The following is a 20,796-nucleotide window of genomic DNA, read 5'->3' as shown; positions in this document are numbered from 1 at the left end:
TCATTTCGGTACGATCCAAGAGAATCCCTGCATGAAGGTGGCAGTCTGGGCGACAGAGCGCGTGGTTCGCTGCAAGCACGCATTGCTTGTCAGTCTGCTCTGTTTGCTGACGGGCGTTGCTGTTGCGCAGCCACAAACGCCCGCAAGCATGGCCGAACAACGCGCCCAGGCAGTGACGCAGGTTGTGCTTGGCATCCTCAGCTACGCCCGTTGGCCGGTCGAGCCAGCGCAGTTGCGCCTGTGTATCGTCGGGCCTACCGAGTACACCGACGATCTGGTCAAAGGCACCACACAAGCCACTGGCCGGCCGGTCACCGTGCGTCGCCTGCTGGCCGACAACCCGGCCATCGTCAGCGAATGCGATGCGGTGTATATCGGCAAACTCACCACAGATGAACGCAGTCGGCTGTTCACGTCATTGATCGGTCATCCGGTGCTGAGCATCAGCGAAGGTGGCGATCAGTGCACGGTTGGCAGCCTGTTCTGCCTGCGCGTCGGCGATAAGCAGGTGTCCTTCGAGGTCAATCTCGACTCTGTAGCCCGCAGCGGTGTACGCATCCACCCGAGCGTACTGCAGCTGTCGCGCCGCAAATCGGCGGCGCCATGAAATTGTTCCGTTCCAGAACCCGTCCGACACTGGGCTCGGTCATCGGCCGTGGACATTTGATTGTCGCGCTGGTGGCCGTGACCATGGCCAGTGTGTCGCTGACCCTGTTGGGCGTTCTCGCGCTGCGGGTCTACGCCGATCACAACCTGCACCTGATTGCGCGCTCGATCAGCTACACCGTGGAAGCGGCGGTAGTGTTCAACGACAAGGCTGCCGCCACCGAAGCGCTGGCGTTGATCGCGTCCACCGAGGAAGTGGCGGATGCTCAGGTTTTCGATGCGCAGGGCCAGTTGCTGGCACGCTGGCAGCGGCCCGAAAACGGTCTGTTCTCCGAACTGGAAATGCAGGCCGCCCGCACTATTCTGGAAAAGCCCATCAGCCTGCCGATCGTGCATCAGGATCGTGAAATCGGGCGCATTCTGCTGGTTGGTCACGGCGGCAGCCTCATGCGCTTTTTGCTCAGCGGTCTGGCGGGAATCATCCTCTGTACCGCGATCAGTGCCTGGGTCGCGCTGTATCTGGCGCGCCGACAGCTACGCAGCATTACCGGCCCTCTTCGCAGCCTCGCGGCGGTGGCCCACGCTGCGCGCAGCGAGCGTGCGCTGGATCGACGGGTACCGCCGGCGCAGATCGCCGAGCTCGACAACCTCGGCAACGACTTCAATGCCCTGCTCGATGAACTCGAATCCTGGCAAACCCACCTGCAAAGCGAGAACGAAACCCTCGCCCATCAGGCCAGCCACGATAGCCTCACCGGCCTGCCGAACCGGGCGTTTTTCGAAGGCCGGTTGATTCGCGCCTTGCGCAATGCCGGCAAGCACAACGAGCGGGCGGCGGTGCTGTTTCTCGACAGCGACCGCTTCAAAGGCATCAACGATAACTTCGGCCACGCCGCTGGCGATGCCGTGCTGGTGGCGGTGGCCAATCGGGTGCGCGCACAACTGCGTGAAGAGGATCTGGTGGCGCGGCTGGGGGGCGATGAATTCGCCGTGCTGCTCGCGCCATTGCACAAGATCGAAGACGCCGAACGCATTGCCGACAAGATTCTCGCCAGCATGGACATGCCCATCGCGCTGCCGGGTGATACCAGTGTGGTGACGTCGCTCAGTATCGGCATTGCCGTTTTCCCCGATCATGGTGCCACGCCAGGTGCCTTGCTCAATGCTGCCGACGCGGCGATGTATCAGGCCAAGCGCCTGTCGCGTGGCGCTCAATCCACTGCCGGGACGGAGAGCCCGGTCGTCAATCTTCAAACCAGGAGCTGATTCCGTGTTCAGATTTCCCGCTCGACTGTTTTCCGCCTTGCTGATGATCGCCGTACTGGCGCTGACCGGGTGCCAGACCGCACCGCAAAAAGGCCTGACCCCGGCGCAGATCGCCGTACTCAAACAACAGGGCTTCGAGCCGACCGATGAGGGTTGGGCATTCGGCCTGTCGGGCAAAGTGCTGTTTGGCAGCGATATCGAAAGCCTGAACGCGCAGAGCACCGAGATCGTCGAACGTATCGGCAAGGCGCTGGTGGGTATCGGCATTGAGCGAGTGCGCGTCGACGGTCATACCGACGCCTCGGGCAAAGAGGCCTACAACCAGCAACTGTCACTGCGCCGTGCCAAGAGTGTGGCCAAAGTGCTGACCACCGTCGGCATGAAGGAAGAGAACATCCAGCTGCGCGGACTCGGCAGCAGCGAGCCGGTGGCGTCGAACAACACTGCCGCCGGACGCACCGAGAATCGCCGGGTGTCGATTGTGGTCAGCGCCGATTAATCGGCAAACCGCATCTCGCGGGTCTGCCCCATCAGCAGACCCTGATTACGCTCGGTCACCTCACGGATGTAATCCCACAACAGGGTGATCCGCTTGAGCTTCCTCAGATCCTCCCGGCAGTACATCCAGAACTGCCGGGTGATGTCGATTTCCTCGGGCAGCACCGGCAGCAGGCGCGGATCCTGCGCGGCGAGGAAGCACGGCAGAATCGCCAGTGAACGCCCCTGCTGCGCCGCGACGAACTGCGCGATGACGCTGGTGCTGCGCAGGTTTGCGCTGGCGCCGGGCAGCACGTTCGCCAGGTACAGCAGCTCCGAGCTGAACGCCAGGTCATCCACATAACTGATGAATTGATGCTTGCCCAAATCGGCTGGGCGGCGGATCGGTGGGTGTTGGTCGAGGTAGTCCTGGGTTGCGTAGAGCTGCAAGCGGTAGTCGCAGAGTTTGCAGCACACGTACGGGCCGTGTTCCGGGCGCTCCAGAGCAATGACGATATCGGCCTCGCGCTTGGACAGGCTGATGAAGTGCGGCAGCGGCAGGATGTCCACCGAAATCGCCGGGTAGGCGTCGACGAAGTGGCTCAGCTGCGGGGTAATGAAAAAACTGCCGAAACCTTCGGTGCAGCCCATGCGCACATGTCCAGAAAGCGCCACACCAGAGCCCGAGACCTGCTCGCAAGCCATGTGCAACGTGCTTTCAATCGACTCGGCATAACCCAGTAGACGCTGGCCTTCAGTGGTCAGGACAAAGCCGCTGGTGCGCGATTTTTCGAACAGCAACGTACCCAACGCCGCTTCCAGCGAACTGATGCGCCGCGACACCGTGGTGTAGTCCACCGCCAGGCGTTTGGCCGCGGTGCTGGCCTTGCGGGTGCGGGCGACTTCGAGGAAAAACTTCAGGTCGTCCCAGTTCAGCGACCCTAGGGAGGTGATGTTTTTTTGCATGATGGACGGGCTTATATGTGCGTTCTTATTAGAAGTTTGCACATCTATACTCCAAAAACAGTCTGACAACCAATTCGTGACCCACGCCTCATCTCAAGGCGAACCCTTTCGCCTTGGCTCCTACGATAAAAACAAGTTTCGGAGACCAGCATGAACGCATCGCTTACGCCCAACGAAACCACGGTCCAGAAGGTCAAGCTGCTGATCGATGGCGAGTGGGTCGAATCGCAGACCACCGAGTGGCACGACATCGTCAACCCGGCGACCCAGCAAGTGCTGGCCAAGGTTCCGTTCGCTACCGCCGCTGAAGTCGATGCCGCCATCAGTGCCGCGCACCGCGCGTTCCAGACCTGGAAACTGACCCCGATCGGCGCGCGCATGCGCATCATGCTCAAGCTGCAGGCACTGATCCGCGAGCACTCCAAACGCATCGCCGTGGTGCTGAGCGCCGAGCAGGGCAAGACCATTGCCGACGCCGAGGGCGACATTTTCCGTGGTCTGGAAGTGGTCGAGCACGCCTGCTCCATCGGTACCCTGCAAATGGGCGAATTCGCCGAAAACGTGGCGGGTGGCGTCGATACCTACACCCTGCGTCAGCCGATCGGCGTGTGCGCCGGCATCACCCCGTTCAATTTCCCGGCGATGATTCCGCTGTGGATGTTCCCGATGGCCATTGCCTGCGGCAACACCTTCGTACTCAAACCGTCGGAACAGGATCCGCTGTCGACCATGCTTCTCGTTGAGCTGGCGATCGAGGCGGGCGTTCCGGCCGGTGTGCTCAACGTGGTTCATGGCGGTAAAGACGTGGTGGATGGCCTGTGCACCCACAAGGACATCAAAGCGGTGTCGTTCGTCGGTTCGACGGCGGTCGGTACCCACGTTTACGACCTGGCCGGCAAGCACGGCAAACGCGTGCAGTCGATGATGGGCGCGAAGAACCACGCCGTGGTGCTGCCGGACGCCAATCGCGAACAAGCGCTGAATGCCTTGGTCGGCGCCGGGTTCGGTGCGGCAGGGCAACGCTGCATGGCCACCTCGGTGGTGGTGTTGGTTGGTGCAGCGAAGCAGTGGCTGCCGGATCTGAAAGCGCTGGCGCAGAAACTCAAGGTCAACGCCGGCAGTGAGCCAGGCACCGATGTCGGCCCGGTGATCTCGAAGAAAGCCAAGGCGCGGATTCTTGATCTGATCGAAAGCGGCATCAAGGAAGGCGCCAAGCTTGAACTCGATGGTCGCGACATCAAGGTGCCGGGTTACGAGCAGGGCAACTTCGTCGGCCCGACCCTGTTCTCGGGCGTGACCACCGATATGCAGATCTACACCCAGGAAATCTTCGGCCCGGTGCTGGTGGTGCTGGAAGTCGAGACCCTCGACCAGGCCATCGCGCTGGTCAACGCCAACCCGTTCGGCAACGGCACGGGCCTGTTCACTCAGAGCGGTGCGGCAGCGCGCAAATTCCAGACGGAAATCGACGTCGGCCAGGTCGGCATCAACATCCCGATTCCAGTGCCGGTGCCGTTCTTCAGCTTCACCGGGTCCCGTGGTTCGAAACTCGGCGACCTCGGTCCGTACGGCAAGCAAGTGGTGCAGTTCTACACCCAGACCAAAACGGTCACGGCGCGCTGGTTCGATGACGACAGCGTCAACGACGGCGTGAACACCACCATCAACCTGCGCTGAGGACTGGCCATGAAAATCGCATTTATCGGTCTGGGCAACATGGGCGCGCCGATGGCGCGCAACCTGATCAAGGCCGGCCACTCGCTGAACCTGGTGGACCTGAACAAGACTGTGCTGGCGGAACTGGAGCAACTGGGCGGCAGCATCCGCGCCTCGGCCCGTGAAGCGGCCGAAGACGCTGAACTGGTGATCACCATGCTCCCGGCGGCGGTGCATGTGCGCAGCGTCTGGCTCGGTGAGGATGGTGTGCTGGCCGGTATCGGCAAAGGCGTGCCGGCGGTGGATTGCAGCACCATCGATCCGCAGACTGCTCGTGATGTGGCCGCCGCTGCCGCCAAACAAGGCGTGGCGATGGCCGATGCACCGGTCTCCGGCGGCACCGGTGGCGCGACCGCTGGCACGCTGACCTTCATGGTCGGCGCCACTCCGGAACTGTTCGCCACCCTGCAACCGGTGCTGGCGCAGATGGGCCGCAACATCGTGCATTGCGGCGAAGTCGGCACCGGACAGATCGCCAAGATCTGCAACAACCTGCTGCTGGCGATCTCGATGGTCGGCGTCAGTGAAGCCATGGCGTTGGGCGATGCGCTGGGGATCGACACTTCGGTGCTGGCCGGGATCATCAACAGTTCGACCGGGCGTTGCTGGAGTTCGGAAATGTACAACCCGTGGCCGGGCATCGTCGAAACGGCGCCAGCCTCGCGCGGGTATACCGGTGGGTTTGGTGCCGAACTGATGCTCAAGGATCTGGGGCTGGCGACCGAAGCGGCGCGTCAGGCGCATCAACCGGTGATGCTCGGTGCGGTGGCGCAACAGTTGTATCAGGCGATGAGCCAGCGCGGGGAAGGCGGCAAGGACTTCTCGGCGATTATCAACAGTTATCGCAAGCCGCAGTAACCACGCATCAAATGGTGGTGTGAGCTTCTGTGGCGAGGGAGCTTGCTCCCGCTGGTCTGCGCAGCAGACCCAAACCCGGTCAATGCGGTTCTTCATAAAAACCGCATTGACTGAATTTACGACTGCTGCGCAGCCGAGCGGGAGCAAGCTCCCTCGCCACAGGTTTTTATATGAGGCAAAAAAGATCGCAGCCTTCGGCAGCTCCTACAGGGTGTACATCTTGCCCATGTAGGAGCTGCCGAAGGCTGCGATCTTTTGCTTGTCAGGCGAAGACGAAATATTTGCGCACGGTCTCGACCACTTCCCAGGTGCCTTTCATCCCCGGTTCAACCACGAAAATATCGCCGGCGCGCAGGTGGATCGGTGCCATGCCGTACGGGGTGATGATGCAGTAGCCTTCCTGGAAGTGGCAGTACTCCCACTTCACATAGTCGACCCGCCACTTGCCCGGGGTGCAGATCCAGGTGCCCATGATCTTGCTGCCGTCTTCGCTGGTGTAGGCGTTGAGGTTGACGGTGTGCGGGTCGCCTTCGAGCTTTTCCCATTTGCAGGCATCGAGTACCGGCAGCGGGTGGGTGTCGCGCAGAACGGTGATGGGGGCGGTCGCGGTCATGAGAACTCCGGGCAGTGGGCGGATGGCAAAGAAACCAAGTCGCACCCTATAGCGCCCGGACAGGGCTCAGTTGTCTGTGCTCGACATCAAGCTGCTCAGAAACGCGCTTTGCCCTCGGGAGGAGTCAAGGCCTGCAGCAAGGCTTTGGCGTAACCGGGCAGGGCGCTGAAATCCCGGGTGCAGAGCATCAGGGTGCGGCGCGCCCATGGCTCATTGAGGGCGATGCTGGTGAATCTGCGCGGCGTCGCGCGTTCGAGGGCGGCCAGCGGCACGATGGCGAGGCCGGCACCTCGGGCGACCATGCGCATCACCCCGTCGAAACCGTCGGCGCGGATCCGCACCTGCATGCGCGAGCCACTGTGCAGCGCCTGTTCTTCGAGGTAGATCGCCAGCGCGCTGTCGGTGCTCAGGCCGACGAAATCGTGGTGCAGGGCGTCGCTGAAGCTGACTTCGGCGGCGTTGGCCAGTGGATGACCGAGCGGCACGATCAGCCGCAATGGATCGTCGCGAAACGGCAGGGTCTGCAAGTCGGTGGTGTCCACCGCATCGGAGACGATGCCGATATCGGCTGCGCCCTGGCGCAAGGCGTGGGTGATGCGGGCGCTGGGCAGTTCCTGCAGATCGATGTCGAGGTTGGGATGCTCGCGCAAAAAGTCCGCGAGCACTTCCGGCAGGTATTCGGTGATCGCCGTGGTGTTGCACAACAGTCGCACCTGACCTTTGACGCCCTGCGCGTAGTCGGCCAGATCCTGCTGCATGCGTTCGGCCTGTTGCAGGAGGATGCGCGCGTGGTGGGCCAATGCCTTGCCAGCAGGTGTCGGGCTCACGCCACGGCGCCCGCGTTGCAGGAACTCGATGCCCAGCGAGGCTTCCATGGCGCGGATGCGCGCACTGGCGGCGGCCAGCGAGAGATGGCTGCGGGCGGCGCCGGCGGTGATGTTGCCGGTGTCGAGGATGTGTAGATAGAGGCGCAGGTCGGTGAGGTCGAAGTGCATGGGGCAGCCTCAGATTTTGTAGGGGCAGCACTGGCCCTATCGCGAGCAGGCTCACTCCTACATTGGATCGGAGGTGAACGCCAACCTGTAGGAGTGAGCCTGCTCGCGATGAGGCCGGTCACTCTAATGAATAATTCAGCCTCTTGTATTGGCAGAGGCAGCCTCAGTATATGGCAGATTTTCAGCGCATCCGTGAAAGCGCACAGTAGCGCCATGAACACACTCGCAGATTTCTACCAGAACCTCGGCCTTGCCCTGTCATTGCTGGTCATCGCCACCTTCATCATGGCCGGCCTGGTCAAAGGCGTGATCGGCCTCGGCCTGCCCACCGTCGCCATGGGCCTGCTCGGTCTGGCTATGGCCCCGTCGCAGGCTGCGGCGTTGCTGATCATTCCGGCGACGTTGACCAATGTCTGGCAACTGGCCTTCGGCGGGCATCTGAGAGGGCTGATCAAACGCCTGTGGCCGATGCTGCTGATGATCTTTCTCGGCACCGCAGCCGGCACGTTGTCGATCGGCATGGCAGGCGGGCATTGGGTGGTGCGCGGCTTGGGCGCGGCGCTGCTGCTGTATGCGTTGAGTGGGTTGCTGCTCCCGACGCTACAGGTCAATCCTCGGCATGAGCCGTGGCTCGGCCCGCTGTGCGGGATGATCACCGGGGTCATTACTTCGGCCACCGGTGTGTTCGTGATTCCGGCGGTGCCGTACCTGCAGGCGCTGGGTTTGAGTCGCGATGAACTGGTGCAGGCGTTGGGCCTGTCGTTCACGGTTTCGACCCTGGCGCTGGCCGGCGGCTTGTTCTGGCGCGGTGCGCTGGGCGGTGGCGAACTGACTGCCTCGCTGCTGGTGCTGATCCCGGCGATGCTGGGCATGTGGTTCGGGCAGTGGTTGCGTCAGCGCATCAGCGCCGTGCTGTTCAAGCGAGTATTTTTCGTCGGACTGGGCGCGCTCGGCGCCCATCTGCTGATCAGCGGCTAGCCGACGAGACGCTGAGCATGTCGATCCGACGGATATCAAAATCGCGCTCCAGGTACGTCATGCGGTTCTCGAAAAACTCGCGCATGTGCGGCAGGTTCGAGTGCATGTCCAAGTGCGCCTGGCTTTCCCAGATCTCGTAGAAGATGAACAGCGTCGGATCTTCCTTGTCGCGCAGCATGTGGTACTCGATGCAGCCGGGCTCGGCGCGGCTCGGTTCGACATAGGCGCGAAACAGCGCTTCGAAGGCCTCGGCTTTCTCCGGGCGGGTCTTGGCGTGCAGGATGAAACCGTGGCGTTCACTCATCGAAACAACTCCTCAAATGCAGATGGCCGGGAATGCTATTGCAATAATCGGCATTCGATTCGTGCTTTTTGATCAAATGTATTTTGCGCCAGCGCGGCTTATTCCGCGCGAGATGGGCCGTTAACCTGCCGCCATTCCTTTTCCCATCTTCCTCCAGCCCCAAGGCTGCACCGAGGCGTTCTCATGAAAAAAGTGTTGTTGCTCAATGGCGGCAAGAAATTCGCCCACTCCGACGGTCGTTACAACGCGACCCTGCACGAAACTGCACTGAGCGTGCTGGATCGCGGTGGTCTGGATGTCAAAACCACGTTCATCGACGAGGGTTACGACGTCGCTGAAGAAGTGGCCAAATTCCTCTGGGCCGACGTGATCATTTATCAGATGCCGGGCTGGTGGATGGGCGCGCCGTGGACGGTGAAAAAGTACCTCGACGAAGTCTTCACCGAAGGCCACGGCAGCCTCTATGCCAGCGATGGTCGGACCCGTTCCGACTCGTCGCAGAAGTACGGCAGCGGCGGTCTGATTCAGGGCAAGCAGTACATGCTGTCGCTGACCTGGAACGCACCGCAGCAGGCGTTTGATGACCCGACAGATTTCTTTGAAGCCAAGGGTATCGACGCGGTTTATTTTCCGTTCCACAAGGCCAACGAGTTTTTGGGCATGACCGGGTTGCCGACGTTCCTCTGTGTGGACGTGATGAAGCGCCCGAACATCGAGAATGATGTGGCGCGGTATGAGCAGCATCTGAAAGAGGTGTTCGCTCTCAAGGCTTGAGTGAATCAAGCTACTATCGAATAGCTTGGCCAAGTCCTGTGGCGAGGGAGCTTGCTCCCGCTGGGCTGCGCAGCGGCCCTCGCTTCTACCTGAATCGCAGGGGAGCGCTGCGCACTCCAGCGGGAGCAAGCTCCCTCGCCACGATGAATACTCATTCGATTAGAGAGTTTCCGTGAAAGCCAGATCCGATGAGTTGCAGATTTTCGTCTGCGTGATCGAATGCGGTTCGATTTCCGCCGCTGCCGAGCAGGTCGGCCAGACCCCTTCGGCGGTGAGCCGAACGTTGTCGCGGCTGGAAGCCAAGCTCGACACCACGCTGATCAACCGCACCACGCGACGCATGGACCTGACCGAGGAGGGCAAGTACTTCTTCGAGCAGGCCAAGCTGATTCTCGATCAAATGGACGCCCTCGAAGAGCGTCTGTCCTCACGCCAGCAAACCCCGTCCGGACGCTTGCGAATCAACGCCGCGTCGCCGTTCATGCTGCACGCCATCGTGCCGTACATCGACGAATTCCGAGGCCTGTACCCGGACATCCAGCTCGAACTCAACAGCAATGACCTGATCATTGACCTGCTGGAACAAAGCACCGACGTCGCCATCCGCATCGGCACCCTTGCCGATTCCACATTGCATGCGCGCTCGCTCGGGTGCAGCCCGTTGCTGATCGTCGCCAGCCCGGCGTATCTGGAAAAGCACGGCGCGCCGCAGCAGGTCGCCGACTTGAGCGAACACACCCTGCTCGGTTTCACCCACAACGAAGGCCTCAACCAGTGGCCGCTGCGCTACGTGCACGGCGACCGCTGGCCTATCACCCCGGCGATCAGCGCCTCCAGCGGCGAAACCGTGCGCCATCTGGCGCTGGAAGGCCAGGGCATCGCCTGCCTGTCGCACTTCATGACCATCGACGACATCCGCGCCGGGCGCCTCAAGGTGCTGCTGGCGGAATTCAACAGCGGTTATCGCCAGCCGATCAACGCGGTGTACTACCGTAACTCGCAACTGGCGCTGCGCATTCAGTGCTTCCTCGACTTCATCCAGAGCAAACTTGCGGCCTACGCCAGCGCCGATTTCAAGGGTTGATTCGTGATCCCTGCGCAACAGTGATTTGGGTGATCGCGGGTTTTTCCACCGGGGTTAGCGGTCGATACTCGCGGCATCACTTATTCACGCAGGGAGTTTCTCCATGAACGTATTCATCACCGGCGCTGCCGGATTCATCGGCGGTTCCATCGCCACCGGTCTGGTCCAGGCCGGCCACACCGTCACGGGCCTGGTGCGTAGCGCCGAACAGGCCGAAGAGCTCAAGGCATTGGGCATCACCCCGGTGATCGGCACCCTCGAAGACGCCACGCTGCTGGCCGCACAGGCCCGCGCCGCCGATGCGGTGATCAACGCCGCCAGCAGTGACCATCGCGGCGCGGTCGAAGCGTTGCTCGATGCCCTGCGCGGTTCGAACAAAGTGTTCCTGCACACCAGCGGTTCGAGCATCGTCGGCGATGCCTCGGGCGGCAAGTCCAGCGACGTCATCTACTACGAAGACAACCTGCCGGAACCCACCGTCGACAAGGCTGCCCGCGTGGCCATCGACAATCTGATCCTCGCCGCTGCACAGGACGGCGTGAACTCGGCAGTGATCTGCAACACCTTGATCTACGGCCACAGCCTGGGCGTCAATCGCGACAGCGTGCAGTTGCCACGTCTGCTCAAACAAGCGCGCAAAAGCGGTGTGGTGCGCCATGTCGGCACTGGCCAGAACATCTGGTCCAACGTGCACATCGAAGACGTCGTCGCCCTGTACCTGCTGGCGCTGACCAAAAACGTGCCCGGCACCTTCTACTTTGTCGAAAGCGGCGAAGCCTCATTCATCGACATGACCACCGCCATGGCCCAGGCGCTGAACCTCGGCGAGCCACAAGACTGGCCACTGCAAGACGCCGAAGCCGAGTGGGGCTACGAAATGACCAACTACGGCCTCGGCTCCAACAGCCGCGTTCGCGGCAAACACGCCCGCGAACTGCTGGGCTGGGCACCGAAGCGCACGTCGGTGGTTGAATGGATTCGTAACGAGATGGTGTGAGTTTACGCTACACCGCGTGAAGCCATTCGCGAGCAAGCCCGCTCCCACAAGTAGAACGCATTCTGGCTGAAGGAATGCGATCAAACTGTGGGAGCGGGCTTGCTCGCGAAAGCGCTGGATCAAACAACAGAAAAGTCGAATGGCACGCCGTCATCGTTCTTTTTTTTGTCCCGGTAACCCGCCGCAAACACAGCGGCTGCCAGTGGAATTTAATTTTTAGCGGGGACTTCGCCGGGTGTTCGGGAAATTACCGACTAGGCTGCTACCCCGGTGAAACGAGAGCGGCTGCGATGCATGTCGCCCTCCACGTGTTGCAGGCATGAGGCCCGTTCAGCACGGCACCGCCCATGGAGTTTTCCGGCAAAAGGAATTTGCGATGGCGACACCCATTGATGCCTTCTGGTGAAGGTGTATCCCCCCGGCGGACCTACATCAATCCGCTATCTCCCGACGAGTAATGGTCGGCCATGACGGCCGGCATCTGTCATTGACTCTGGTGTTGCATTGCACGCTACGCGCGTGGGCGAAGCCGTCACCTCAATTGGCGAAAACAAGGAATAGTTATGATCATTTTGGGTATTACGAACAATGATTTGGCGGGTGCTTGCCTGGTACGCGATGGTCAGATTCTTTCAGCGGTCAGTGAAGAGCGTTTCACCCGCATCAAGGACCATAAAATCTGGCCGGCCAAGTCCATCGAGTTTGTGTTGAGCCAGGCCGGCGTGTCACTGGAAGACGTCGATCATGTCGCCTATGGATGGAACGCCGGGTTCAGTGCCGACAAACATCTGGAGTTGTACTTCGATCGCATTGTCGAGGAGGTCAGGAACAACCCTCAAGGCCTTGCGCAGTTCCGTCAGCGTGTGACCGATGAAATCAACAACGACAAGGAAAAACGCGGCGAATTCGACCAGTACGTTGTCGCCAACGGTCTGCAAGGCAAGGCGTATTTCATCGATCACCATGAGTGCCATGCGCTCGGTGCCTATGTCTGCTCGCCATTCGAGGACGCGTTGACCCTGACGTGCGACGGACGCGGCGACTTTCAGTCGCTGACCGTCACCTGGTACAGCCCGACAGAAACCACGGTGCTGCAACGCGAAACCAGTGTCGACAGCCTCGGTTATTTCTACGGCCGGATCACTCACCTGCTCGGTTACAAACCCAACCGGCACGAAGGCAAGGTCACCGGTCTGGCCGCATTCGGCGATCCGCAGAAACTGCTGGGCGTGATGCAGCAGATGATCCGTTTCGAAGACGGCCGCATCAAGGCGCGCTGCGGCGATATGTTCCTGCCGTCCTACAACACCTACAGCGCGCCGCTGGAAACCCTGTTTGCCCGGGAAACCCCCGAGGACATCGCCGCCGCTGTACAGCGTCACAGCGAAGATCTGCTGGTGGCGACCGTCAGCCATCATCTGGCGCAGCGCGGTAGCGCCAACCTGTGCCTGGCCGGCGGTGTGTTTGGCAACGTCAAACTCAACCAGCGCCTGCGCGAGATTCCGGGCGTGAAAGACGTCTACGTGCTGCCGTGCATGGGCGATGGCGGCCTGGCACTGGCTGCTGCGGTCGGTACCGCGTACCTGGAAAACGGCACCCGCTTCAAGAATCCGTCGATGATGCTTGGCCCGGAATCGCGCAGCGTTTCGCAGAACATCAACCTGATCAATCGCGACTACCCTGAGCTCGGTTATCACACGCCGTCGAACATCATCGAAGTGCTGACCGAGGCCCTGACGGAAAATCAGGTGCTGGGCATGTTCAAGGGCAAGATGGAGTTCGGCCCGCGTTCGCTGTGCAATCGCAGCATCGTCTATCACGCCCAGGATGCGGAGGTGAACGACTGGCTCAACAAACGCATGCATCGCACCGAGTTCATGCCCTTCGGCCCGGTCACCGCCATCGAGCAGGCGCCGGCCTGCTACGTCGGTTGGGACGAGGAGCAAGTGGCCGCCGATACCATGACCATGACCTACGATTGTCATCCGCAATTCAGCGAGGCGAGTCCGGCCGTGGTGCACATCGATGGCACCGCGCGCCCGCAGATCATTCGCCCGCAGAACGACCCGTTCATGCATCGCCTGCTGACGGCCTGGCACCAGAAAACCGGTCAGGCAGCCTTGATCAACACCTCGTTCAACCGCCACGAAGAGCCGATCGTGTGTTCTTCCCAGGACGCACTGGATGCGTTGAAAGAAGGCATGGTCGATCTGGTGGTCATGAGTGAATCGCTGATCGTCTGGCGCAAGGGCAAAAACAGCTTCACTCAGCAACGCTTCGAATAATGGATGCTATTCAGGGCTCCTGGGGAGCCCTGCTTCTGGAGTGTCAGGCGTATGGTTGACGAATGTATTTAATCTTTTTCGGGTTCTTTGCGGCGGAAGGGATCATCTATCCGTTCTGGCCGACCTGGCTGGATTCCCTGGGCTTCAGTGCCAGTGAAATCGGCTTGCTGATCGCCGCGGCGTATTGGCCACAGGTGGTGACCGGGGTGCTGATCACCTATGTGGCCGACTGGCGCGTGGATCAGTTGCGGCTCGCCGCTGTTCTGAGCGTTACCGCCGCGTTGTGTACGTTGCTGTTCTACTTCATCCCGGCGCACTTATGGATGTTCGTGTGCCTGAGTGTGCTGTTTGGCGGGCTGTGGATGGTGGTACTGCCGCTGTCCGAGTCTTACCTGCTCAAGCGCGACAAACTGGCCCTGCAGAATTACGGCTGGGTGCGGGCGGTAGGCTCTTCGGCGTTTATCCTGACCTCGACCCTCGGCGGCTTTCTGTTTGCGCAGTACAGCCAGTCGTGGGTGCCGCTGGTGATCGCGGCGAGCATGTTGCTCACCGCCGTGGCGTGTCTGCGCCTGAAGCGCCAGGTGTCGCGGGCGCATCTGGCGCCGCCCGGCCCGGCGCGCAAACGGCCGGACTGGAAAGCGCTGTTGGCACACAAGAGCCTGCTGATCGCGATTGCTGCCGCCAGCTTCATTCAGCTGAGCCACACCCTGTACTTTTCCACGGCTTCGATCGGTTGGGGGGTGAAGGGTTTCTCTTCCTCGGCGATCGGCATGTTCTGGGCGGTGGCGGTGATTGCGGAAATCACCTGGTTCGCGCTCTCCAACAAGGTCCTGGCGTTTTGCGCGCCGTTGTCCCTGGTGATGTTTTCCAGTGTCTGTGCGGCACTGCGCTGGGCGCTGTTTTCCAACAGCGACGCGGTGTCGCTGATCCTGCTGGGGCAGTGCCTGCACGCGCTGAGCTTTGCCGCCTACCACGCGGCGATCATGCGCTTTATTCGCGACCAGGCACCGCAGGATATTCAGGTCTTTACTCAAGGGGTTTATTACTCCCTGGCGGTGGCGTTGCCCATGGGCCTGGCCACACCTTTCGCCGGCTACCTGTACCAGACCCGGCCGCAGTGGTCCTACTACGTGATGGCGCTGTTCGCGTTGGTCGGAACGGTGCTGGCGTTCATTGCTCATCAGAAAATGCGAAGTTCAACTCATGGCTCAACAAACGTTTACAGCCGTCTGCTTTGATATGGACGGCGTGCTCATTCAGTCGCGCGAGGTGATTGAACACGCCTGGACCACCGTGGCGCGCGAGTACGGGATCAGCGTCGATCAGGCGTTCATCGACGAACACATCCACGGCCGCCCCGGTGGTTACACCCTCAAGACCTTGTTTGCCGAGTTCGACGAAGCACAGCGGGTGGCGATCAAGCGTGAAGTCGACGCCATCGAGCAGGTGACGAACTGTGCGCTGGTGCCAGGCGTCGCGACGTTGATCGCCCGACTCCGCGAGCACGCCGTGCCCCTGGCGCTGGTCACCAGCAGTTGGCGGGCGCGGGTCGACCACGTTCTGCAGCAACACAACCTGATGTCGGCATTCGACAGCATCATCTGCCGCGACGACGTGCGCAGCGGCAAACCGGCCCCCGATCCCTATCGCCTGGCCGCAGCACAACTGGGCCGGCAAAGTGATGAGTGCCTGGTCTTCGAAGACTCGGTCAGCGGTGTGCAGTCGGCGGTCAGCAGTGGCGCACTGTGTATCGGCATTGGCGACGACCCGACGCTGACCGCGCATGGCGCTGCAGGCGTGTATGCCGATTTCACCCGGCTTGCGCTTAGGCTGAACGGCAGGGGCGCGCACGGTTATGCCGATGGAGCGCTGTCCATCAACGCGCACCCGACCCGGAGGTTTGCCCGCTCATGACATTGACCTTGCAGCACGCCAGCGTGCTCTGGAAATTCCTCGGTGCGGGGCGCCAACACAGCGCCAGTGAATTGATCGTAGTCTGCGGCTCCTACGACCTGCGGGTCTGCGATTACGCCTGCCAACTCCTGAAAGACGGCGTGGCCCCCCACCTGTTGTTCACCGGCAATACCGGCAACTGGACCAGGCATTTGTGGGAACGCACCGAAGCCGATATTTTTGCCCAACACGCGTTGATGCAAGGGGTGAGGGCAGAGCAGTTCACCCTGGAAACCCGCGCGACCAATTTTGCCGAAAACATTGCGTTTGCCCGGGCGATGTTTCCCGACGTGCGTCGCGCGACCTTTCTGACCAAGCCCAATTCGATCCGGCGCGTGGCGTTGACCTTGCCCGTGCAATGGCCCGGCCTGGAAGCCTTTGTGGATGCGCCGTCGTTCCGATTTCCCGATGACGTCAGCAATCTGATCGGGGTCTTGGGCCTGATCGACGAAATGGTCGGCGATGTGCACCGCATCATGGTTTACCCTTCGTTGGGTTTTCAGGTCGAGCAGGTCATCCCCGAAGAGGTTCAGGTAGCCTGGCGGTATCTGGTGGAGCAAGGCTTCTATCACCATTTGATCAAGGGCAGGAGTTGACGCTGACTCCCGCCGGGAGACAGACATGCAATACGACACGCTGATCCGCAACGCCACCGTCATCGATGGCAGCAACACGCCCGGCTACCGCGCCGATGTGGCGATTCTCAACGGGCGCATCGAACGTATCGGCGACTTGCACGATGCTCGCGCCACGGAAGAAATCGACGCCGCCGGCCGCGTGCTCGCCCCGGGTTTCATCGACGTGCACACCCACGACGACACCGTGGTCATCCGCCAGCCGCAGATGCTGCCCAAGCTCAGCCAGGGCGTGACCACGGTGATTGTCGGCAACTGTGGGATCAGCGCCTCGCCGGTCAGTTTGCAAGGCAATCCGCCGGACCCGATGAACCTGCTCGGCAGCGCAGCGGCGTTCGTCTATCCGCGCTTCAGCGATTACCGCGCCGCCGTCGAAGCGGCGAACACCACGCTGAACGTCGCTGCACTGGTCGGCCACACGGCACTGCGCAGCAATCACCTCGACGACTTGTTCCGCACCGCCACGCCAGATGAAATCGCCGCCATGCGCGAGCAACTGCGTGAAAGCCTTGAAGCCGGCGCGCTCGGTTTATCCACAGGCCTGGCCTACGCCAGCGCCTTTAACGCCTCCACCGACGAAGTGACGCAACTGACCGAAGAGCTCACGGCGTTCGGCGCGGTGTACACCACCCATCTGCGCAGTGAATTCGAGCCGGTGCTGGAGGCGATGGACGAAGCGTTCAGCATTGGCCGTCACTCGCGGTCACCGGTGATCATTTCCCACCTCAAATGTGCCGGTGTCGGTAACTGGGGGCGTAGTCCGCAGTTGCTCACGGCGTTGGAGGAAGCAGCGAAAACCCAGCACGTAGGATGCGATTGCTATCCCTACGCGGCGAGTTCTTCGACCCTGGATCTGAAGCAAGTCACCGACGCCCACCGCATCACCATCACCTGGTCGACACCGCATCCTGAAGTCAGCGGACGCGACCTGATCGACATCGCCGCCGAATGGAACGTGCCACTGCTCGAAGCCGCCAAGCGCCTGCAACCGGCGGGCGCGGTGTACTACGGCATGGACGAGGCCGATGTACGAAAAATCCTCGCGCATCCATTGTCGATGGTCGGGTCTGACGGCCTGCCGGAAGACCCGTTCCCACATCCACGCCTGTGGGGCGCTTTCCCACGGGTACTCGGACATTTCAGTCGCGATGTCGGGCTGTTTCCGCTGCACACCGCCGTGCACAAGATGACCGGTCTGTCGGCAGCGCGGTTTGGCTTGCAGGAGAGGGGCGAGATTCGTGAAGGTTATTGGGCGGACCTGGTGTTGTTCGATCCACTGACCGTGCGCGATGTGGCGGATTTCCATGATCCGCAGCGAGCGGCGCAGGGGATTGATGGGGTGTGGGTCAATGGGGTGTTGAGTTATCGCGATGGGCAGGCGAATGGGCGTCGGGAAGGGCGGTTTCTGGCGAGGAATGGGGATTTGCGCGAGGGGTTTCATTGATTGCCAAGCCCCTGTAGGAGCTGCCGAAGGCTGCGATCTTTTGATCTGTGTCTCATAGTGGCACTCTGAGATTAAAGAATGTCGAAACCAAGCCGAATTGCTGACATCCAGCCCAGCTAAACTCTTGGGCCAACCAGTCAGGGAGCACCCCATGAGCTTCGGCAAAACCACTCCGATCCTGCGGATCTTCGATGAAGCCAAGGCGTTGGAATTCTACGTCGACTTCCTCGGCTTCAAGATCGATTGGCAGCATCGCTTCGAAGCGAACTTCCCGTTGTATGTGCAGGTGTCACGTGGCGAGTGCGTGCTGCACCTGTCGGAGCATCACGGCGATGCGACGCCGGGTTCGGCGCTGCGCATCGAGACCGATGAGCTGGAGGCGTTCCAGCAGCAATTGGTGGCCAAGGACTACAAGTTCTCGCACCCACAGATTCAGGCGATGCCGTGGGGCAGTCAGGACATGACGATTGCTGATCCGTTTGGTAATCGGTTGGTGTTCACCAACGCGATCAGTGTTTGATTCTAGCCAGACAAAAAAGCCCGCTGACAGACCGTTAAGGTCTGGCAGCGGGCTTTTTCGTTATTCGGTCGGCACTAATTGATCCAGCACCCGGTTGACGGCGATTTCCGCCACCATCACTACTTGTGCGATGCCTTGCAGGGTCTTGCGGTGTGAGCCTTCAAGCAGGCCGGCAAAGTCGTTGAGCATCACGGTGGCCGAGCCCAGGGTTTCGCTGGCGTCGGCCAGCAACGGTTCGGTGCCGCTGGCCGGGTTGGCCATGTAGAGGCGATTGGGCTGGTACGGGGTGGCCATGATGGCGGGCGTCGGTGGGCCGAGGTAATGGTCGAGGGCACGCTCGGCGGCTTCGTGGAATTTCCTTGAAGCGGGGGATTCGTAGGGGGAGGCCGGACCGGTGTCCGGTGGGTTTGGCGTAACTTTGAACATAGGCTGTGTTCCCGTCATTGAGCGCCAACCCCTTTGCTACTAAACGAAAGGGTGGCAGCTGTACGCAGGTTAGTAGACCGGGGAACTCAGCTTAAGCCGGCGCGCCGAAGCGCCCTACGTACAGCCACCATCAAGCTCAGGTACGAGAGCACCTGTGATGAATGTACGACCAGCAGAATTACCACGGGCTACTAAACCCGATCACTGGAAATCAGTGATGGACTCAAGTTAACGACGGGCTCCAAGGCGCACAAGCCAGCGGATTCTGGCGTAGCCGTAGGCAGTGGCGCAAGGATTTGTAGGCAGTAGGGCGTAACACTGAGTGTCTTTAAACAGGTGTGCTGGAAGGTGTTTATTGCGCTACAGAAGCGGAGGATTTGTCTGTCGGATTGAGGTGAGGCGACTGGCGCCTTCGCGAGCAAGCCCGCTCCCACAGGGGATTTATGTCGTACACAAAATCTGCATCCACTGAAGATCCACGGTGGGAGCGGGCTTGCTCGCGAAGAGGCCAGTCCCGTCACCCCCGATGCATCTGCCGAAACTCCCCCGGTGGCATCCCGCGCCGGCTCTTGAACGTACGATGAAACGACCGCGGCTCGGTAAACCCCAGATACTGCGCGATGTCCTGAATCGGCAAGGTGCTGTTGAGCAGGTAATGCTCCGCCAGCTCCTGACGCAAATCATCCAGAATCTGCTGATACGACGTCCCCGCCTGATGCAACTGGCGTTGCTGAGGAATTCTCAGTAGGGTTTTTGGTATGGCGCCAGTCCCGTCACCCCCGATGCATCTGCCGAAACTCCCCCGGCGGCATCCCGCGCCGGCTCTTGAACGTGCGATGAAATGACCTCGGCTCGGTAAACCCCAGATACTGCGCGATGTCCTGAATCGGCAACGTGCTGTTGAGCAAGTAATGCTCCGCCAGCTCCTGACGCAAATCATCCAGAATCTGCTGATACGACGTCCCCGCCTGATGCAACTGGCGTTGCAATGTGCGCACCGACACCGCGAGCTGTTCGGCTACCTGTTCCTTGCGCGGCAAGCCTTCCTTGAGCAACTGACGCAGGATGCTTTTGACCCGCTGCTCCAGCGATGCATCCTCCAGCGTTGCCATCAAGCCCATCGCGTGTTCTTCCAGCGTACGCAGCAATTGCGCATCGGCCTGACGCAGCGGTAATTGCAGATACGCCAGCGGCACGATCAGCGCCGAATAGGCCTGCTCGAACAGCACCGGGCAATCGAAAAAAGCTTCGTACTGCGCCTGGGTAGCGTCTGGCGGGCACGGATGTTCCAGCCACACGGCGGCGGGCGACATCTGTGTGTCGGCAATCCAGCGTGCATATTGCAGCCACGAGCCAAGAACGTTTTCCACCAGATGCCGGCGAATCCGCGGACGCTCGTAGCGGCAAGTCCAGATCAGATGCACGTGGCCTTCCTGCACTTCGGCGCGGCTGACGCCCATGTCGCCCACCAGTTTTTCGAACGGCATGATCCGGCTCATGGCATCGCCCAGGGTCGCGCAGTTCATGGTGATGTAACCGAGCACGCTCCAGGAATTGGGCAGGACGAAATTGGCCGCGTTGAGACCAAACAGCGGATCGCCCGAGTGCTCGCAGAAATAATCGAGCAGGCGTTCATGGGTTTCGCCCGGCAGGCGCAGGCTGTTGTCGCTCAGTTGCTGCGCCTGCAATCCGGCTGCCGCCAACGCCGGCTCGATGGCCATGCCCAGTTGCTCGGCATGGCGCACGTATTTGAGCAGCGGCGGAACCGAGGTGAAGCCGAGCGATTGCATGATCCGAATTCCTTGATCAAGGCCTGCGTGAGCGAATGAATGCCTGAAAGGTAATTTGAAACCCCGACTAAAGTAAATGGCTGGCACTTGCGCGACGTTTGACTCAATT

Annotated in this window: 21 protein-coding genes and 1 pseudogene; 15 read left to right on the top strand and 7 right to left on the bottom strand. The window is 60.9% G+C overall.

Annotated features, from left to right (window positions below; all coding sequences use genetic code 11):
- Window positions 1-31 precede the first annotated feature (31 nt).
- From LCH64_RS26595 to LCH64_RS26585, 3 genes are read left to right on the top strand one after another with little or no spacing between them, the layout of a single operon-like run.
- Window positions 32-607, top strand: a complete 576-nt coding sequence (locus tag LCH64_RS26595; protein ID WP_226501779.1) for a YfiR family protein — start codon at window positions 32-34, stop codon at window positions 605-607.
- Window positions 604-1,872 carry a diguanylate cyclase gene (locus LCH64_RS26590; protein ID WP_201135862.1) on the top strand — a complete coding sequence of 423 codons (1,269 nt, stop codon included), beginning with the start codon at window positions 604-606 and terminating at the stop codon, window positions 1,870-1,872. The genes LCH64_RS26595 and LCH64_RS26590 overlap by 4 nt, the downstream gene beginning before the upstream one ends.
- Window positions 1,873-1,915: 43 nt before the next feature.
- The gene (locus LCH64_RS26585; RefSeq protein WP_226501782.1) at window positions 1,916-2,371 is read left to right on the top strand and encodes an OmpA family protein; all 456 of its coding nucleotides are present in this window, start codon (window positions 1,916-1,918) and stop codon (window positions 2,369-2,371) included.
- On the opposite strand, the gene LCH64_RS26580 is transcribed toward LCH64_RS26585, so the two are convergent.
- On the bottom strand, window positions 2,368-3,315 hold the full coding sequence (locus tag LCH64_RS26580; RefSeq protein WP_007962101.1) for a LysR family transcriptional regulator: 948 nt from the start codon (window positions 3,313-3,315) through the stop codon (window positions 2,368-2,370). The two genes, LCH64_RS26585 and LCH64_RS26580, sit on opposite strands and share 4 nt — an antisense overlap.
- Window positions 3,316-3,465: 150 nt before the next feature.
- Between LCH64_RS26580 and LCH64_RS26575 the strand changes: the two genes are divergently transcribed.
- Window positions 3,466-4,992, top strand: coding sequence for a CoA-acylating methylmalonate-semialdehyde dehydrogenase (locus LCH64_RS26575; protein WP_226501778.1), 1,527 nt, complete (start codon window positions 3,466-3,468; stop codon window positions 4,990-4,992).
- A 9-nt stretch (window positions 4,993-5,001) separates the two neighbouring features.
- Window positions 5,002-5,889: a 3-hydroxyisobutyrate dehydrogenase gene (gene mmsB / locus LCH64_RS26570; RefSeq protein WP_128614874.1), complete on the top strand. Its 888-nt coding sequence runs from the start codon at window positions 5,002-5,004 to the stop codon at window positions 5,887-5,889.
- Between the two features lie 262 nt (window positions 5,890-6,151).
- On the opposite strand, the gene LCH64_RS26565 is transcribed toward mmsB, so the two are convergent.
- Window positions 6,152-6,502, bottom strand: a complete 351-nt coding sequence (locus tag LCH64_RS26565) for a cupin domain-containing protein (protein WP_226501777.1) — start codon at window positions 6,500-6,502, stop codon at window positions 6,152-6,154.
- A gap of 95 nt (window positions 6,503-6,597) precedes the next feature.
- Complete coding sequence (locus LCH64_RS26560; RefSeq protein WP_226501776.1) at window positions 6,598-7,497, bottom strand: LysR substrate-binding domain-containing protein; 900 nt, start codon at window positions 7,495-7,497, stop codon at window positions 6,598-6,600.
- Window positions 7,498-7,710: 213 nt separating this feature from the next.
- On the opposite strand from LCH64_RS26560, the gene LCH64_RS26555 reads away from it, so the two are divergent.
- On the top strand, window positions 7,711-8,475 hold the full coding sequence (locus tag LCH64_RS26555; RefSeq protein ID WP_226501775.1) for a sulfite exporter TauE/SafE family protein: 765 nt from the start codon (window positions 7,711-7,713) through the stop codon (window positions 8,473-8,475).
- On the opposite strand, the gene LCH64_RS26550 is transcribed toward LCH64_RS26555, so the two are convergent.
- Window positions 8,465-8,779: a putative quinol monooxygenase gene (locus LCH64_RS26550; protein ID WP_226501774.1), complete on the bottom strand. Its 315-nt coding sequence runs from the start codon at window positions 8,777-8,779 to the stop codon at window positions 8,465-8,467. The two genes, LCH64_RS26555 and LCH64_RS26550, sit on opposite strands and share 11 nt — an antisense overlap.
- Before the next feature lie 183 nt (window positions 8,780-8,962).
- On the opposite strand from LCH64_RS26550, the gene LCH64_RS26545 reads away from it, so the two are divergent.
- The 9 genes from LCH64_RS26545 (at window position 8,963) to LCH64_RS26505 (ending at window position 18,471) form a co-directional block, all read left to right on the top strand.
- Window positions 8,963-9,553: an NAD(P)H-dependent oxidoreductase gene (locus LCH64_RS26545; protein WP_226501773.1), complete on the top strand. Its 591-nt coding sequence runs from the start codon at window positions 8,963-8,965 to the stop codon at window positions 9,551-9,553.
- A gap of 172 nt (window positions 9,554-9,725) precedes the next feature.
- Complete coding sequence (locus LCH64_RS26540) at window positions 9,726-10,637, top strand: LysR family transcriptional regulator (RefSeq protein ID WP_027614142.1); 912 nt, start codon at window positions 9,726-9,728, stop codon at window positions 10,635-10,637.
- 103 nt (window positions 10,638-10,740) lie between these two features.
- The gene (locus tag LCH64_RS26535; RefSeq protein WP_226501772.1) at window positions 10,741-11,634 is read left to right on the top strand and encodes an NAD-dependent epimerase/dehydratase family protein; all 894 of its coding nucleotides are present in this window, start codon (window positions 10,741-10,743) and stop codon (window positions 11,632-11,634) included.
- A 563-nt stretch (window positions 11,635-12,197) separates the two neighbouring features.
- A complete protein-coding gene (locus tag LCH64_RS26530; protein ID WP_226501771.1) occupies window positions 12,198-13,919 on the top strand; it encodes a carbamoyltransferase C-terminal domain-containing protein in 1,722 nt (573 codons plus the stop codon).
- Between the two features lie 62 nt (window positions 13,920-13,981).
- Window positions 13,982-15,157: an MFS transporter gene (locus LCH64_RS26525; protein WP_226501770.1), complete on the top strand. Its 1,176-nt coding sequence runs from the start codon at window positions 13,982-13,984 to the stop codon at window positions 15,155-15,157.
- A gap of 1 nt (window position 15,158) precedes the next feature.
- Window positions 15,159-15,833, top strand: a complete 675-nt coding sequence (locus LCH64_RS26520) for an HAD family phosphatase (RefSeq protein WP_260525175.1) — start codon at window positions 15,159-15,161, stop codon at window positions 15,831-15,833.
- Entirely contained in the window at window positions 15,830-16,468 is a 639-nt protein-coding gene (locus LCH64_RS26515) for a YdcF family protein (protein WP_226501769.1), read from the top strand. Before LCH64_RS26520 ends, LCH64_RS26515 begins: the two co-directional genes overlap by 4 nt.
- Before the next feature lie 25 nt (window positions 16,469-16,493).
- Entirely contained in the window at window positions 16,494-17,951 is a 1,458-nt protein-coding gene (locus LCH64_RS26510) for a D-aminoacylase (RefSeq protein ID WP_226501768.1), read from the top strand.
- Window positions 17,952-18,102: 151 nt separating this feature from the next.
- Window positions 18,103-18,471 carry a glyoxalase superfamily protein gene (locus LCH64_RS26505; protein ID WP_103520370.1) on the top strand — a complete coding sequence of 123 codons (369 nt, stop codon included), beginning with the start codon at window positions 18,103-18,105 and terminating at the stop codon, window positions 18,469-18,471.
- 60 nt (window positions 18,472-18,531) lie between these two features.
- Here LCH64_RS26505 and LCH64_RS26500 read toward each other — a convergent pair whose 3' ends face one another.
- The 3 genes and pseudogenes from LCH64_RS26500 to LCH64_RS26490 form a co-directional block, all read right to left on the bottom strand.
- Window positions 18,532-18,897 carry a hypothetical protein gene (locus tag LCH64_RS26500; protein WP_226501767.1) on the bottom strand — a complete coding sequence of 122 codons (366 nt, stop codon included), beginning with the start codon at window positions 18,895-18,897 and terminating at the stop codon, window positions 18,532-18,534.
- A 517-nt stretch (window positions 18,898-19,414) separates the two neighbouring features.
- A pseudogene (locus tag LCH64_RS26495) lies at window positions 19,415-19,627 on the bottom strand (helix-turn-helix domain-containing protein); the annotation flags it as partial.
- A 43-nt stretch (window positions 19,628-19,670) separates the two neighbouring features.
- On the bottom strand, window positions 19,671-20,687 hold the full coding sequence (locus LCH64_RS26490) for an AraC family transcriptional regulator (protein ID WP_226501766.1): 1,017 nt from the start codon (window positions 20,685-20,687) through the stop codon (window positions 19,671-19,673).
- Window positions 20,688-20,796: the final 109 nt, after the last annotated feature.

Origin of the sequence: Pseudomonas sp. MWU16-30322, from assembly GCF_020515535.1 — a bacterium.
Taxonomy (GTDB): Bacteria; Pseudomonadota; Gammaproteobacteria; order Pseudomonadales; family Pseudomonadaceae; genus Aquipseudomonas; species Aquipseudomonas fluorescens_H.
This window is presented reverse-complemented; position numbering and strand designations above follow the sequence as displayed.